Annotated in this window: 13 protein-coding genes and 1 pseudogene; 5 read left to right on the top strand and 9 right to left on the bottom strand. The window is 70.5% G+C overall.

What is annotated here, in order from left to right:
- Positions 1-334: 334 nt before the first annotated feature.
- The 4 genes from ABZ567_RS30600 to ABZ567_RS30585 all read right to left on the bottom strand — a co-directional run bounded on the left by ABZ567_RS30600 (position 335) and on the right by ABZ567_RS30585 (position 4,360).
- Positions 335-1,012, bottom strand: coding sequence for a transposase family protein (locus ABZ567_RS30600; RefSeq protein ID WP_360796152.1), 678 nt, complete (start codon positions 1,010-1,012; stop codon positions 335-337).
- Between the two features lie 207 nt (positions 1,013-1,219).
- Positions 1,220-2,182 carry a prolyl aminopeptidase gene (gene pip / locus ABZ567_RS30595; RefSeq protein ID WP_360796149.1) on the bottom strand — a complete coding sequence of 321 codons (963 nt, stop codon included), beginning with the start codon at positions 2,180-2,182 and terminating at the stop codon, positions 1,220-1,222.
- Positions 2,183-2,408: 226 nt separating this feature from the next.
- Positions 2,409-3,644 (bottom strand): MFS transporter, encoded by a 1,236-nt coding sequence (locus ABZ567_RS30590; protein ID WP_360796146.1) that lies wholly within the window; start codon positions 3,642-3,644, stop codon positions 2,409-2,411.
- A 122-nt stretch (positions 3,645-3,766) separates the two neighbouring features.
- Positions 3,767-4,360 (bottom strand): malonic semialdehyde reductase, encoded by a 594-nt coding sequence (locus ABZ567_RS30585; RefSeq protein WP_360796143.1) that lies wholly within the window; start codon positions 4,358-4,360, stop codon positions 3,767-3,769.
- Positions 4,361-4,474: 114 nt separating this feature from the next.
- Here ABZ567_RS30585 and ABZ567_RS30580 point away from each other — a divergent pair, with 114 nt between their 5' ends.
- Entirely contained in the window at positions 4,475-4,981 is a 507-nt protein-coding gene (locus ABZ567_RS30580) for a MarR family transcriptional regulator (RefSeq protein ID WP_360796140.1), read from the top strand.
- A gap of 400 nt (positions 4,982-5,381) precedes the next feature.
- Here the strand turns inward: ABZ567_RS30580 and ABZ567_RS30575 are convergent, their stop codons facing one another.
- Complete coding sequence (locus tag ABZ567_RS30575) at positions 5,382-5,810, bottom strand: VCBS repeat-containing protein (protein WP_360796137.1); 429 nt, start codon at positions 5,808-5,810, stop codon at positions 5,382-5,384.
- 82 nt (positions 5,811-5,892) lie between these two features.
- On the bottom strand, positions 5,893-6,792 hold the full coding sequence (locus ABZ567_RS30570) for a hypothetical protein (protein ID WP_360796134.1): 900 nt from the start codon (positions 6,790-6,792) through the stop codon (positions 5,893-5,895).
- Between the two features lie 704 nt (positions 6,793-7,496).
- Between ABZ567_RS30570 and ABZ567_RS30565 the strand changes: the two are divergent.
- Positions 7,497-7,822, top strand: a pseudogene (locus tag ABZ567_RS30565) (ATP-binding protein); the annotation flags it as partial.
- Here ABZ567_RS30565 and ABZ567_RS30560 read toward each other — a convergent pair.
- Both ABZ567_RS30560 and ABZ567_RS30555 read right to left on the bottom strand, forming a co-directional pair.
- On the bottom strand, positions 7,810-8,238 hold the full coding sequence (locus ABZ567_RS30560) for a hypothetical protein (protein ID WP_360796203.1): 429 nt from the start codon (positions 8,236-8,238) through the stop codon (positions 7,810-7,812). The pseudogene ABZ567_RS30565 and the gene ABZ567_RS30560 sit on opposite strands and share 13 nt — an antisense overlap.
- Positions 8,239-8,502: 264 nt before the next feature.
- Positions 8,503-9,159, bottom strand: coding sequence for a TetR/AcrR family transcriptional regulator (locus ABZ567_RS30555; protein ID WP_360796131.1), 657 nt, complete (start codon positions 9,157-9,159; stop codon positions 8,503-8,505).
- Between the two features lie 113 nt (positions 9,160-9,272).
- Here ABZ567_RS30555 and abc-f point away from each other — a divergent pair, with 113 nt between their 5' ends.
- From abc-f to ABZ567_RS30540, 3 genes are all read left to right on the top strand, one after another.
- Positions 9,273-10,901: a ribosomal protection-like ABC-F family protein gene (gene abc-f, locus ABZ567_RS30550; protein WP_360796128.1), complete on the top strand. Its 1,629-nt coding sequence runs from the start codon at positions 9,273-9,275 to the stop codon at positions 10,899-10,901.
- A 28-nt stretch (positions 10,902-10,929) separates the two neighbouring features.
- Positions 10,930-11,817 (top strand): virginiamycin B lyase, encoded by an 888-nt coding sequence (locus ABZ567_RS30545; protein WP_360796125.1) that lies wholly within the window; start codon positions 10,930-10,932, stop codon positions 11,815-11,817.
- A 338-nt stretch (positions 11,818-12,155) separates the two neighbouring features.
- Complete coding sequence (locus tag ABZ567_RS30540; protein WP_360796122.1) at positions 12,156-12,581, top strand: hypothetical protein; 426 nt, start codon at positions 12,156-12,158, stop codon at positions 12,579-12,581.
- Between the two features lie 235 nt (positions 12,582-12,816).
- Here the strand turns inward: ABZ567_RS30540 and ABZ567_RS30535 are convergent, their stop codons facing one another.
- On the bottom strand, positions 12,817-13,773 hold the full coding sequence (locus ABZ567_RS30535; RefSeq protein WP_360796119.1) for a helix-turn-helix domain-containing protein: 957 nt from the start codon (positions 13,771-13,773) through the stop codon (positions 12,817-12,819).
- Positions 13,774-14,109: the final 336 nt, after the last annotated feature.

The following is a 14,109-nucleotide window of genomic DNA, read 5'->3' as shown; positions in this document are numbered from 1 at the left end:
TCGCCGCAATCCTCAGTACGGCTTCGTGGAGCTCGTCCTTCCGGACGCCGACCCGCAGCAGCGGCGCGGGGTCGAGTGTGAATGGGCGCGGCGGTGGCACTGGATCGGCGTCAGCAAGGCGTGAGGGCGCTTCCTGCTCCATGCCGCGCGCAGCGAAAGTGATCACGGTTGTCACGAGGTGACCAACCTGCGGCCGTCAGGCGCCCACGCGCGAGGATGGCTCGCTGCCACGGGCGTGCCTGTTCACACATCCGCACAACACCGGAACGGATGAAGATGTCGGGCGACACGAAGTGTCAGCGGTCGGCGACAGGTGAGGTGTCACTGAGCGTTTTCAGCGTTGCCGCTCTGCGGCGATGGCGGTCATGCGGTTGGGGCTGCAGCGGGCTTTGCGGAAGATGCGCCAGGACTTGAGTCGCGCGATGCTTCGTTCGACCGGTGCTCGTGCCGCTGACAGGGCCAGGTTGATCGTCTGCTGGGTTGTGGTGAGGTCCTGGCGAGGAGGCCGTCTGATGGGTGTGGTCACCCAGGGGCCGGCTCCGATGTAGGCGCGGTCGGCGAGGACGGGGACGTCCTGGCGTTCGCAGATCCGGATGATGCGGTGGGTGCGGGCCGCGGTCAGGTCATGTGTGCGGCCGGGCAGCGCGGGTGAGATCCACAGCAGGTTGCCCGCGGGGTCGGCCACGACCTGCACGCTCCCGCCGTGACGGCGGTGCTTCTGGGAGAAGTCGGCCCGGCTGTCGCCGACACGGTCGCACTCGGCGAGCGTCCCGTCGAGCAGGACGTCATCCGGATCGGCCTCACGCAGGACACACAAGAGGCCGGGTGCCCGGCCGGACAGGTGCTGGACGACGGCCTTGACGTAAGCATGGGCGGTGTCGACGGATATGCCGAAGTCGGCGGCGATCTGCGCGAGCGTGTCGTGCCGGCGAAGATAGACCAGGCCCACGAGGGCACGCTGGTGGGGCGGCAGCTTGCAGCGCCGGTCACCCTCACGGGTGACGATGAGCATGGATACCCACTCGATCGGAGCATGAGGCAGGTCGAGTGCGGCAGGATGGGGACCAACAGGGCTCCTGCGCCGATGGGCTGAGACTTCGAACACCTCCCTCAACGGCGCGGGAGCCCTGTGCGTTGCGGTCCTCATCCTGACTCGGCCAGGGTCACTCGATCAGGGGCCCCTCTGAAAACGCTCAGTGACTCGCTGCGCGGTCTGGTCTCATTCCTGGCGAGCGAATCGGTCGAGTGCCTTGAGTACATGGGCGCGGGTTGTGTCGTTGCCCAGATGGCCTGCGTTGTCGACGATGGTCAGCTCGGCATCGGGCCAGGCGCGGGCGAGTTCCCATGCGGTGTCGAGCGGGCCGGCCAGGTCGAGTCTGCCGTGGATCAGCACGCCCGGGATGCCGGCCAGCCGGTGTGCGTCGTGCAGGAGTGTGCCTTCTTCCAGCCAGGCGCCGTGGGAGAAATAGTGGGAGCAGATGCGGACCAGGGCCAGTTGCGCGGTTGGCGGGCGGTCGCCGTAGGGGTGGGAGGTGCCGTTCGTTTCCCCGGACAGGACTGCGTCCTCCCAGGCGCACCAGTCAGCTGTGGCCTTCTCTCGTACTGCGGGGTCGGGATGTTCCATCAGGCGTGCGTAGGCCGCGACAATGTCACCGTCACGCGGTGTGCCGCCAGCTCCCGCTAGGAAGCGTTCCCACTGTTCGGGGAAGAACCGGCCCGCCCCGCGGTAGAGCCAGTCGATCTCGGAGCGCCGGGTGGTGGTGACGGCGGGGATGACGATCTGCGACACCCGCTCCGGGTATGTCTCGGCGTAGGCCAGGATCAGGGTGGAGCCCCATGAGCCGCCGTACAGCAGCCAGCGGTCGACACCCAGGTGCTCCCGCAGCCCCTCCATGTCGGCGATCAGGTGCTGGGTGGTGTTGTGCCGCATGTCGGTTGTGGGTTCGCTCGCATTGGGGGTGCTGCGGCCACAGCCGCGCTGGTCGAACAGTACGATCCGGTAGCGGTCCGGGTCGAAGTACTGGCGTGCCCTGATCCCGCATCCTGATCCTGGACCGCCGTGGACGACGAGTGCGGGCTTGCCGTCCGGGTTGCCGCAGACCTCCCAGTACACGAGGTTGCCGTCGCCGACGTCGAGCATCCCCTTCTCGTACGGCTCGACCGGTGGGTACAGCTCGCTCATTTTCGGATCTCCTGGCAGCCAAATGTGGACAAGGTCTTGTAGTAGACAACACGGCCGAGGTGACTCCGGCACCTGAACGATCGGCGGGGCTGGGCTCTCGGCCAGCGCCTAGCGCTCTTGACAACCGGAGAGGAATAGCCTGTCCAGGCGGTTGCGAACGTGTGCGGCTGTGCCGGTCAGGGATTCCTGAGCCGTTCATGACAGGAGCGTCCCTGTGGCGCGCGCGTCAGCCGCCGAGGATGAGCAGGGCGGCCAGCGCCGGGCCGAAGGCGCCGCCAAGTTGGTAGCCGAGGTTGAACAGGCCGATGGCCGTGGCGCGTTGCGCGGCAGGGGCAGACCCGGTCGCGTATACCGCCAGGGTGGCCTGGCCCGCGCTCGTCGTGAAGACGGCCAGCGTCGCGACCGGCAGGAGCAGGGATGGCCAGGGCGTCAGGGTCGCGGTGAGCGGGGCCAGGGCGCCGACCGCGAGGAGGATCGTCAGGACGCGCGGGCGGCCCATCCGGGCCGAGGCCCCCGCCAGCGCCATGGAGAGCACCGAGCCGGTGAGAAGGGCGAGCATCTGGCCGGTGCCGATCGTGGAGGTCGACCAGTCGGTGCGGTCGCGCAGGAGCTGGGGGACGGTGAAGAGCAGCGTGAAGTACGAGGTCGAGAAGGCGCACGCGAGCGCGGTGGAGAGGACGAACGTCCGCCTGCGCAGCAGGGACGCCGGGAGGAAGCCCGTGGGCCGCGACCTGATGTGCAGGGCGAGCAGTACAGCCGCCAGGACGGAGGCGGCCGCCGCGGGGAGCGGGAAGCGCGGTATGAGGACCAGGGCCGTCGCCAACAGGACCAGCAGGGCGGCGCCCCGGCCGTCGAACGGGGTGCGCCCGGCCCCGGGAGGGGCGGGCAGGTCGGCGCGGCGCATGACCGCAGGCAGGGCGAGGAGGGCGACCGCTCCGATCGTAAGGGAGACCCGCCAGGACGCCGCGCCCGCGAGGTGCGAGCCGAGGAGCGGTCCGACCGCGCCGAGCGTCCCGAAGCCCGCCGTGATCACGCCCATGCGGCGGACCGACCCCGCCAGGCTCATCGCCGCCGTGACCAGACCGGCGCCGCCCATCGCCTGGGCCGCCCGGCCCGCCATCGCCAGCGGCAGCCAGGGCGCCACGGCGACGACCACCGTGCCCGACCCGATCAGCGCCGCGCTCAGCCGGAGGGTGGCGCCCAGGCCGCGGTGGCGCAACAGGCCCGCCATCAGCGGGGTGCCGACCGCGACGGCCCAGGCGAACACCGTGACGAGCCAGGTCGCCGTGGCGGTACGGACACCGAACGTGTCCGCCATGTCCGGAAGGATCAGGACCGGACTGTTGGCGCTCGCGGCCAGCGGAGTGGCGAGTATCGCCAGCCACACGGCGGGCACGTGCTGTGTACTCCGGGCGGCCCCCGTGGCGGGGGTGGGGGAGGGGGCGCGGTCGAGCAGGGGCACGGTGGACTCCGGGGTTCGTGGGGCGACGGTGGCACGGACGGCCCGGGACGGCCTCGGTGCGGTGCGGTGCGGTGCGGTCCGGTCTGGTGTGGTGCGGTGCGGTGCGGTGCGGTGCGGTGCGGTCAGATGGTCGTGGTGACCTCGTCGTACGCGAGTCGCGGCGAGCGCGGGTACCAGGCGTTATCGCCGGGGCGGCCGATGTTCACGATCATCAGCGGGGTGTGGTCGTCGTCCAGGAACTCCTTCCGGACGCCCGGGAAGTCGAACCCGGTCATCGGCCCCGCGGCGAGGCCCGCCGCGCGCACCCCGAGGATGAAGTAGGCGGCCTGGAGCGTCGCGTTGAGCAGCGCGGACTCCTCGCGGACCGGCCGGTCGGCGAAGAGCAGGTCCTTGGCCTGCGGGAAGTGCGGGAGCAGGGCGGGGAGTTCCTCGTGGAACTCGTTGTCGGCGGCGAGGATCGCGACCAACGGCGCCGAGGCGGTCTTCGGCCGGTTGCCCTCGGCCATGTGGGGCAGCAGCCGCTCGCGCGCCTCGTCCGAGCGGACCAGGACGATCCGCAGCGGAGCCTGGTTGTAGGCGGTCGGGGCGTACTTGACGAGGTCGTACACCGCCCGGAGCTGCTCGTCGGTCACCGGCTCGTCGGTGAAGGTGTTCGCGGTACGGGCCTCGCGGAAGAGGAGGTCCTGGGCGACGGGGTGAAGGGCGAGCTCGGACATGGGATGCTCCTGTCGTTCAACCTTGATAATCTCAACGTTGAGATAAAAGCACCCGTCTCTCCCAACGTCAAGTATCTTAACGTTGAGAAGATGCCTATTGAGAGGAGTGCGGCGATGAGCGATGCCGTGGACGCGATCATCGGTCAATGGATCGAGGAGCGCCCCGACGTGGCGGACGACCTGTGGCCCGTGCAGCTCTTCGCGCGGATCCAGCGACTGGCCCGGGTGGTCGACAAGTCCGCCAAGGCCGCGGCAGCCGCGCACGGCGTGGAGTACGGCGAGTTCGACGTCCTGACCACGCTGCAGAGATCGGGGCCCCCTTACGCCCTCACCGCCGGAGCCTTCCTCAACGCCTCCATGGTCACGTCCGGCGCGATCACCAACCGCATCGACCGGATGGAGGCCAAGGGTCTGGTCGAGCGGGTGCGCGACGGAGAGGACCGCCGAACCATCAAGATCCGCCTCACCGAGCACGGGCACGAGGTCACCCGGGCCGCCTTCGCCGACCACCTCGCCAACTACGCTCGGCTCCTCGCCGATGTGGACCGCGACCTGGTGGCGACGACCGGCGAGGGCCTCCGGCAGGTGCTGGAGGCCCTCGGCGACACCCGTATCGAGTGACGTATGAGAAGTGACATGTGAAAAAAGGGGGGCGAGGGGTGCCGACGGGGTCCCTGCCACGCCCCGGAGGGCAGGTCCCGGACCGCGACGTCGGCCTCGTCGGCCTCGGTGTGACGGCTGGTGCCGTGCGTGCCGTACCAGTCCACGCAGAGCACCGCCGCGTCGTCCTGCAGATGGCCCCTGGTGGCGGCACCTGCGCGAGGGGGGAGGGGCAGGTGCCCACGGATGACGACCGGGGGCCGCTCACCGCGCCGACCGCCGGTTCCAGCGTAAATTCCGATACACGCTGCGCGCACATGTCGCAGTCGCCACCATGTCTTCCCGCGTCGCCTCACAGAGGTGTACCCGGGTCAGCGGGTACACCCGGGTACACCTCTGTGAGTGCGAGGTTCGCCCGCGTTCAGGAGATGCTGTTGTACGGTCCGCCGTCGAAGGTGAGGGCTGCGAGTTGCGGGCCGCGCAGCGGGACCTTCCAGTCGCCTGTGCCGCGGTAGAGGTACTCGCCCTGGGTGCCGACGCCGATCAGGTCGGGACGGCCGTCCCGGTTGGCGTCACCGAGGCCGACGAGGTGCTGATACGCGTTCCAGCCGCCCCCCACCCTCGTGCGTGCCGCGAACGTCCCGTCACCCTTGCCCAGGTGCTGCCACAGGACGCCGGCCCTGTCCCGCGCGAACAGGTCGCCGGCCGCTCCGCCCGCCACGTTGCCCACGGCGACCAGCTGGTTGTACACGCCCCAGCCGGGGCCGATCTTCTTGCGGGCGGCGAACGGGGTCGTAGCGGACCCCGTGCTCTTGTGCAGCCACAGGTCGCCGTCCTTGTCGATGGCCACAAGGTCGGCGAGTCGGCGACCGCCGAGCCCGCGACGTTCCCGGTGACCTCGATCTGGTCGTAGATCTGCCAGCCAGGTCCGATCAGCCGGTGCGGTCGGCCTGGAGTTGCGTGTCGTATGCGGTGTCGGTGCGCCAGAGCTGGCCGGAGGTGTCCCGGAGGAAGACGTCGGGGGTGCCGTTGTCGTCGAAGTCGTGCGGCGCGGTCTTGCGGACCACGGTGAACGAGCCGGTGGCGGTGAGGGTCGGACCGATGTAGTTGGACGGTACGGCGGTCAGCTCCCAGGTGTAGTCGCCGTTGTACCCGCCCTGCCAGTCGAACGTTGTCCGCGCCACGTCCGGGTAGTCGTAGTACCTGTAGTCCGCTCCGGTCCGGGTGTGCCGGATCCGGAGCATCGTGTGGGCGGGCGGCCGGGACAGGTTCCAGGTGAACTTCGCCGTCCCGCCGTTCTTGTCGAGGTCGACCGTGGCGGGGACGTCGGTGCCCGTGACCTGTATCGCGGTGGGCTCGCCGGTGCTCGCCACCAGAGTGACGGCCGGGACGTCGTCCCCCGTCGCCGTGACCTTGTACATGCCCTCGCCTTGGGCGACGCTGCCGCCCCGCACGTACAGGCTGCCGTCACCGGCCACGGCGGCCGAGGTCATGTGGTCGAGCAGCTTCTTCGTCGTCTTCGTCGCCGGGTTGTACGCGGCGACGTCGGCCAGCGTGGAGGCGACGTTGATGCTGTCGAAGACGCCCGTGGTGGCGTAGACGACCCGACCGCCGACGAGGCGGACCAGGAACCCGCCGTGCACCGCTCCGCTGACGGGGACCTCTTGGACGGTGTCCGTGGCCCGGTCCAGGAGGAAGATCTCCGGGTGGGTGTCGGCGTCGCCCTTGGACCAGGCGACGTGCGTCTCGGAGACGGCGCTGATCGTGGCCCCCGCGGGGACCTCGTAGCTCTCTTCCCGATCGTGTCGGTGGCGAGATCGAGCAGAGCCCACTTCCGCACGTTGTCCACGGTGAACTGGACCAGAGCGTCGTCGGCGGTGCCCGGCTGCACCCAGACCGAGGTGGCACCGGCCGGCAGGCCCGTCACAGGGCCGGTGCTGACCGCGAGGGTGTGCTTGCGCAGGCCCGTGCCGTCGGTGGTGAACACGGCGTCCGCCGCCGAGCCGGCGAACACCGGCTTGCCCACCAGCGGATCGAGGCCGACCTCGCGGATGCCCATCGTCGTCAGGTCCCGCAGCCTGACCTTGTAGTGGTCCGCGAAGACCAGAAAGTCCCCGGTCCGCGTGGACCGCAGATAGGTCCGGCCGCTGTAGCCCGTCGCGGCGCCGTTCGCGTACCAGGCGAAACGACTCGAAGCGCTGCTCCCCACGGGCTGGGTGAGGAAGCCCTTCACTCCGGCGTCGACCAGCTTGTGCTGCTTCGGAAACACGATCGGATCCGCAGAGGCTTCCGCAGCGACGGACGCCATCCGGCCCGGGGAGGCTGCGGTCGCCGGGACGGCGAGCGCCCCCGCGCCGAGGGTGACGGCGAGGACGGTGGAGACGGCGACGGCCAGCCGTCTGCGAGTCGAGCGGGCGTAGGCCACGTTCGTATTCCTTCCGGAGCATTGGCGCACCATGCGCCACACCCGTTCAGACTCACGACAGGTCGAAAGGTGTACGGATCCGGCAGTTGAAGGCTGATGACGCCCGTCCCGCTCGCCACGAAGCTCGTGAACGAACTGGTCGAGGCTGCCGACGAGAAGCAGTCGAACAAGACGATCGCTCGCTACGGCCGCGTGAACTGGACCGGCATGGCGCTGAGCTGCTGTTCCAGGTACTGACCGAACGCGAGGAGAAGAACAGCGTCGCCATCGCCTCCAACGAGTCTTTCGGCGGCTGGACGAAGACCTTCACCGATCCCCGCCCCTGCGCGGCCATCGTCGACCGGCTCACCTTCAACGACACGATCATCGAGACCGGCACCGACTCCTACCGACTCGCCAGCACCCGCGCCCGAGCCGAACAGGTTCAAGCCGGCTGACGAGACACGGCCGCAGAGGCCGTCCCCTGCTGCCGAGTGAGCTCCTCCAAGACACGGTCGCGGAGAAGTCCGTACTCCTCGCGGAGCCTGCGCCATTCGGTCACGGGCGGTCGGGGAATCACGATGCCTCCAGTGACGATCTCCTCCGGACTGAACTGCTCGCGGGTGAGGTCGATCTCGATGCCCATGCCCAGGCGGTTCCACCAGTGGTAGTCCACCCGCTCTCCGTTGACGTGGACCTCGCCCCGGATCAACTCGCCCCCCAGCAGGTCATTGAGCACCATGGCGGTCACTCCGCACTGGTCCCGGGCCGGGTTCTCCCGGGTCCAGCGCGATCGGAACTCAGGCGTGCACGTCTCGGCACTCCAACTGCTGCGAACGGCTCGTTCGATGTCGGCGAGAAGAAACGGTGTCATGTCGGTGATCCTGCCAGCCGGCACTGACAACGACCGGACGCTGCCAGCCTCGTCGCCGTTGTCGTCCGCTCGATCGGCGCCCGCCACGAGGGCGCCCACGACCTGTTACCGACGGCCTGTACTTCGACCTGCGCCGTGTGCTGCGCAACCCCGCCGACGATCCCTTGATGCGCCCCCGCACCGGCCTGGACCCCGACGTCTACGCCTACGTCCTGGAGGCCCCGTGACCCCCTTGCTCCAGCGGCGGACCGCAGCCGCCCGCCGTCACGCCCCCGGGGCCCCGTAAACGCCCGCCCGCCCCGCCGCCGCGGCACCGGCGGCGGCGAGGCGGGGGAGGGCCGGGTCCGGGGCCGCCTGCAGGAGCAGCAGCTCGTGGTAGAGCGGGGCGGTCGCCGCGACCAGCAGCGCGCGGGCGTCGACCGGGCCCGGCACTTCGCCCCGCCCGGCGGCACGCGTGACGACCACCGCGCAGCGTGCGTAGCGGTCCTCCCAGAAACGGGCCAGGGCGCCGGCCGCCTCGGCCGAGCGGAAGCCCGCGGCGATCAGCGCCGTGGTCAGACTGGGCCCGCTGCCCGCCAGGGCCTCGTAGACCTCCTGGTTGAGCGCAGTGAGGTCGCCCTCCAGTGATCCGGTGTCGGGCGGGCTCCACGTGTCGTCGGCCGCGGCGTCGAGTACGTCGGCCAGCAGGCCGCCGACGTCGCGCCAGCGCCGGTAGACGGTGGTGCGGTGTACGCCGGCCCGCTCGGCGACCGTGTCGATCGTCAGCCCGTCGTACCCGCCCGCCATCAGCAACTCGCCCACCGCCGCCAGGACCTGGGCCCGGACCCGGGCGCTGCGGCCTCCCGTCCGGCGCCGTGGTGTGGCCGAATCCAGATGGTCTTCATGGCTGGAACTCTCACTTGTGTGCTCAACAGCATCCATGGAACGATCTTAAAGCAACATTCGTCGCTATAAGGAGTCTCCGGTGATCCTCACCCGCCCCTCCCACCACCACGTCGCCCTCCCTCCCGCCCCCGAACCCCTGGAGCCGCTCCATGACCGCCCATCTCACCGCGACTGACCTCGGCAAGTCCTACGCCGGCCGCACCGTCCTCGCCTCCGTCGACTGCTCCGTCATCGACGGAACCCGCCTCGGCATCGTCGGCGAGAACGGATCCGGCAAGTCGACCCTCCTCCGGCTGCTCGCCGGCGCCGAACGCCCCGACACCGGCACAGTCATCGTCCGCGCCGACGGCGGCATCGGCTACCTCCCCCAGGAGGAATACCTCCCCGCCCACCTCACCGTCCAGCAGGTCCTCGGCCGCTCCCTCGCCGGACTCCGCGCCACGGAGGACCGCATGCGCCGCCTGGAGGCACGCATGGCCGACGGCGACACCACCGACGAGACCCTCACCGTCTACGCCGACCTCCTCACCGCCTTCGAACTGCGCGGCGGCTACGACGCCGACGCCCGCACCGAACGCGCCCTGCACGGCCTCGGACTGCTTGGACTGCCCCGCGACCGCACCGTCGGCGGCCTCTCCGGCGGCGAACAGGCCCGCCTGCGCCTGGCCGCACTGCTGGCTTCCGCCCCCGAGGTCCTCCTCCTCGACGAACCCACGAACCACCTCGACCACGCGGCCCTCACCTGGCTGGAGGACCACCTCCGCGCCCGCCGCGGCATCACCGTCACCGTCTCCCACGACCGGCAGTTCCTCGAACGCGTCACCACCGCCCTCCTGGAGGTCGACGGTGACCTGCACCGTACGGTCCGCTACGGCAACGGTTACGCCGGCTACCTCACCAGCCGCGCCGCTGAACGGCAACGCCGCTCCCAGGCCTACACCGCTTGGCGCGAGGAGACGGACCGGCTGCGGGAGTCCGCCGCCGTCACCGCCCGCAAGGTCGCCCCCGGCCGGGCCATGAAGGACGGCAACAAGATGGCCTACGACCGCGCGGCCGGCCGGGTCCAGCACTCCCTGGCGAGCAGGGTCCGCAACGCCGAGGAACGCCTCGCCCGCCTGCTGGCCAACCCGGTCCCCGCCCCACCCGAGCCGCTCCGTTTCACCGCCGTGCCGCGCACGACTTCCCCCGCCACTGCGCACGGCCCGTCCCTCACGGCATACGACGTGTCCCTGACGGGCCGCCTGGCGCCGGTGAACCTCACCCTGTCGCCCGGCGGCCGGCTCCTGATCACCGGTCCGAACGGCGCCGGCAAGAGCACTCTGCTCGGCGTCCTCGCCGGCACCGTCATCCCCGACCGGGGCCACGTGGTCCGCCCTGTCCGGACCGGACTGCTGACCCAGCACACCCACCCCGGGCCGGCCCACCGCCCACTCCTCGCGGCCTTCGCCGCGGGCCGCCCCGGCCCGCCCGAGGAACACACCGAACAGCTGCTGTCACTCGGCCTGTTCGCCCCCGGGCAGCTCACCACCCCGGTCGGCACCCTCTCCGCGGGCCAGCGCCGGAGGCTTGCCCTGGCCCGGCTGGTCACCGAACCGGCCGACGTCCTGCTCCTGGACGAGCCCACCAACCACCTCTCACCCGCCCTGGCCGAGGAACTCGACGAGGCCCTCGCCTCCTTCCCGGGCGCCGTGGTCGTCGTCAGCCACGACCGCCGCCTGCGCACCCGCTGGCAGGGCGACCACCTCTCCCTCCGAGCGGCAGCCCCGGCTGCGGCCTGACCCCCTCCCCCTCTCTGAAAGGCCCCCCTTGACCCTGGCCCGCCTGATCCACACGTATGCCCTCCCCACTCCGGGCGCCGGCCCCTACGCACTCACCGCCGGCCCCGACGGCAACATCTGGTGCACCCTGGTCCACGCGGGCCGCATCGCCCGCCTCACCCCCGACGGCCGGATCGACGAGTTCCCCCTCGATTCCCCCGACTGCGGCCCGACCCTGATCACCACCACCTCCGACGGTGCCCTGTGGTTCACCCGCAACCACGACCACCGCATCGGCCGCATCACCCCCGACGGCGAAGCCCGCTCCTACCCTGTCCCCGGCTCCGACCCGGGCCCCTACGGAATCACCGCCGGCCCGGACGGCGCCGTCTGGTTCACCACCCTCCACACCGCGACAGTCACCCGCATCACCCCGGCCGGCGAACTCACCGAGCACGCCCTCCCAGACGGCTCCTTCCCGTCCTTCCTCACCACCACCCCCGACGGTGCCCTCTGGTGCACCCTCAACCAGGGCGACGCCCTCGCCCGGATCACCGTCACCGGCGAGACCACCCTCCACCCTCTGTCCACCCCCGGCGCCGCCCCCGTCGGCCTCGCCGCGGCCCCGGACGGCACCCTCTGGTTCGCCCAGATCGGCACTGGCCACATCGGCCGCCTGACCCCCGGGGGCATCATCGAACACCCCCTGCCGGATCCTCGATGCCGCCCGCACGCCGTGGCGGTGGCCCCAGACGGCTCCTGCTGGTACACGGCATGGGCCACGGGCCGCATCGGCCGCGTCACCCCGGCCGGCACCGCCACCGAGTTCCCCCTCCCCACCCCCGCGTGCGAACCCCACGGCCTCGCCTTCGCCCCCGATGACACCCTCTACGTCGCCCAGGAGAGCGGCGAGGTCACCCGCTGGAACCTCACCTGACACGTGGTGAGAGGGGCGTTCGCAGCGTCGGTCATGAGGCAGTGGGCTCCTTCTCCTACGGCGAGCAAGGCAGTCGGCTCCGCTCCGAGATAGCCGACGGGGACCACAGGAGTGCGTGCTTCCCGGCAAGGCTCCCCGGGCCGGTGATGAACACGCCACTCGAAGCGGTGACGCGACACCGGCGACCGCAACGCACACGCTCGGCCGTGAGCACCGGCTCTGCAACACGCCAGGGCGTTGCAGCTCTGACCTGGGCAAACACAGGCCAGCGGTCGGTCTGGGTGCCCGCGTTGGTTGTGGTGTTGGTGGGGTGGTTGATCCAGTAGAGGGCGGTGTCCATGCCTCGTGGAGTCCAGTTGTGGAGCAGGTACCTGCGGCTCGACGCGGCAGGGGAGAGCGCCCACGCCACGAAGGGGACAGATCCCTGGATCGCCAAGACCCCTGAGATCGCGGTGCCGGTCAAGGACCCCATGGCCGACGTCACGGTCCGGATAGCGGTCGGCGGGGACACCTGGAAGGAAGGGGACCAGGCCCCCGTCCGAACGGTGCGCCTGTCCCCGACCGGGGTCGCGTTCGACGCCGAGACCGGGGCGCAACTCCCTTCCGACCCCTCCCAGGTCAGGGACCGCGACACCGGTGCCGAGCGGCGCGCACGCACCCGCAACACGGGAGCGCTGACCGCGCCGGGCGGTGCCGGGGGAGAGGGGGCCTGGGCGTCACACGAGAGCGGAAAACCGGCCCTGCAGAAGGTGAAGGCGGGATAGGCCGGCCCCGCCTCCAGGAGCACCCTGTGGCGAGTACCGCAGACGAGCCCGAGCAGCACCCTCCGTGCTTCGAGCTGTAAGCGGCTTCCCGGCACGGCCATTCGCCTGTCCTGCCAGGGTTCCGCGATCATCGCGCGCAGCTGGGCATCGGAGTCGGCTTGAGTTCCGCCGACGGTGGGCCGAGGCCTCGACCAGGGCCTTGATGCCCGCCGGCACTCCTCTCTTCCAGGACCGGTCAGAGCCAGCCTCTGTGAGCCGCCTGTACACCGGCCTGGAAACGTGTCTCGACGCCGAGTTCGGCCATCAGTTCGGTGAGCCGGCGTCCCACCGTCCGCTCGGTCACGCCGAGGGTGCGGGCGATGGTGCGGTCCTTCATGCCGGAGGCCATCAGCGACAGCAGCTCTCGGTCCCTTTCGGACGGGCCGCACTGGGTCGCGGCCGCGCCAAGGGGAGTGGCGCGTGCCCAGAGGCTCTCGAAGCAGCAGACGAGGGCGTCGACGAGGGCCGACTCGTGCACCAGCAGCCGCACGCCGGGGTCCGGATCGGTGTAGGAGACGGGCAGCATCGCGGTGGTCCGGTCGACGATGAACATCTTCAGGGTGACGTCGGGAAGTATTCTCGCCTGTTCGCCGGCGTCGATGCAGCGGTGCATGGCCGCCATGTGCTCGGGCGAGGCCAGGGCTTCGCGGGCGTAGACGAAGCGGTAGGCGACCCCGTCCTGGAGCCGGCGCAGTTCGAGGTCGTTCGGGTTGCTCTGCCCGCCGATGTACGGCGGGGCGTCGACGGCGACGATCTCCTCGCGTGCCTCCAGCTGGAGTCGGGACACGGCGGCCAGTACGGCGTCCTCGCCCTCCAGCAGCTCGACGACCGGCGTCCCCCGATGTGGCCGGGCACGGAGCCGGTCGGCCAGTTCCTCCACCTGCATCTGCATCTGGGCGAGGTCGCCGCGTCGGCGGCTGATCAGCGCGGGCAGGGCCTCATCGGGTGCGATGAGGGCGTACAGCGGGGGAGTGAAGCCGATCTGCTGGACGAGCCCGTGGTCCAGGAGGTGACGTATCGCGGGACGCAGTTCGGCCGGGGAGCAGCCGGTGCTCTCCGCGAGCCCTTCTGTCGTGGCCCGCTTCAGGTCCAGTAGGGCGAGATAGGCGTCGTTCTCGAGCTGGCCGAGACCGACGGGCTGCAACGAGAACACGTGGACCTCCCATGCCAACGGTGGGGGTCGTTGGTGTGGTGGGGACTGTAGGTCGCGCTCCGGTGGGCGTCAAGGTCTCATTACGGCGCAGAGGAAAAGGACGTTTCGCGGCATATTCGGTGTCTGTAGGGTTCCATCCCACCCATCCCTGCTGAACAGGACATTGTCCGGAACCGGAAGTGCACAGAGATTTACAGGTGGTTGCAGGCGCCCCAATCCTGGTCCCAGTTCCGCCGCCGCTGTTCATCCTTCAGCGTCGCGCGGCGGAGCTTCCAATGCCGTCACTCCCCACGGTGGCTGACCTCGGCCACGGGGACGGCATGCCTGGACAAGGAG

It is taken from the genome of Streptomyces sp. NPDC016459 (assembly GCF_040632845.1).
GTDB lineage: Bacteria > Actinomycetota > Actinomycetes > Streptomycetales > Streptomycetaceae > Streptomyces.
Note: the sequence above shows the minus strand (reverse complement) of the source record. Positions and strands in the feature narration are given on the sequence as shown.

Bases quoted from the DNA above. Each gene is read 5' to 3' on its own strand.
- ABZ567_RS30540 (WP_360796122.1), top strand. From the start codon at position 12,156: ATGCCTCGTGGAGTCCAGTTGTGGAGCAGGTACCTGCGGCTCGACGCG.
- abc-f (WP_360796128.1), top strand. From the start codon at position 9,273: ATGACCGCCCATCTCACCGCGACTGACCTCGGCAAGTCCTACGCCGGC.
- ABZ567_RS30580 (WP_360796140.1), top strand. From the start codon at position 4,475: ATGAGCGATGCCGTGGACGCGATCATCGGTCAATGGATCGAGGAGCGC.
- pip (WP_360796149.1), bottom strand. From the start codon at position 2,182: ATGAGCGAGCTGTACCCACCGGTCGAGCCGTACGAGAAGGGGATGCTC.
- ABZ567_RS30585 (WP_360796143.1), bottom strand. From the start codon at position 4,360: ATGTCCGAGCTCGCCCTTCACCCCGTCGCCCAGGACCTCCTCTTCCGC.
- ABZ567_RS30555 (WP_360796131.1), bottom strand. From the start codon at position 9,159: ATGGATGCTGTTGAGCACACAAGTGAGAGTTCCAGCCATGAAGACCAT.
- ABZ567_RS30600 (WP_360796152.1), bottom strand. From the start codon at position 1,012: ATGCTCATCGTCACCCGTGAGGGTGACCGGCGCTGCAAGCTGCCGCCC.
- ABZ567_RS30560 (WP_360796203.1), bottom strand. From the start codon at position 8,238: ATGACACCGTTTCTTCTCGCCGACATCGAACGAGCCGTTCGCAGCAGT.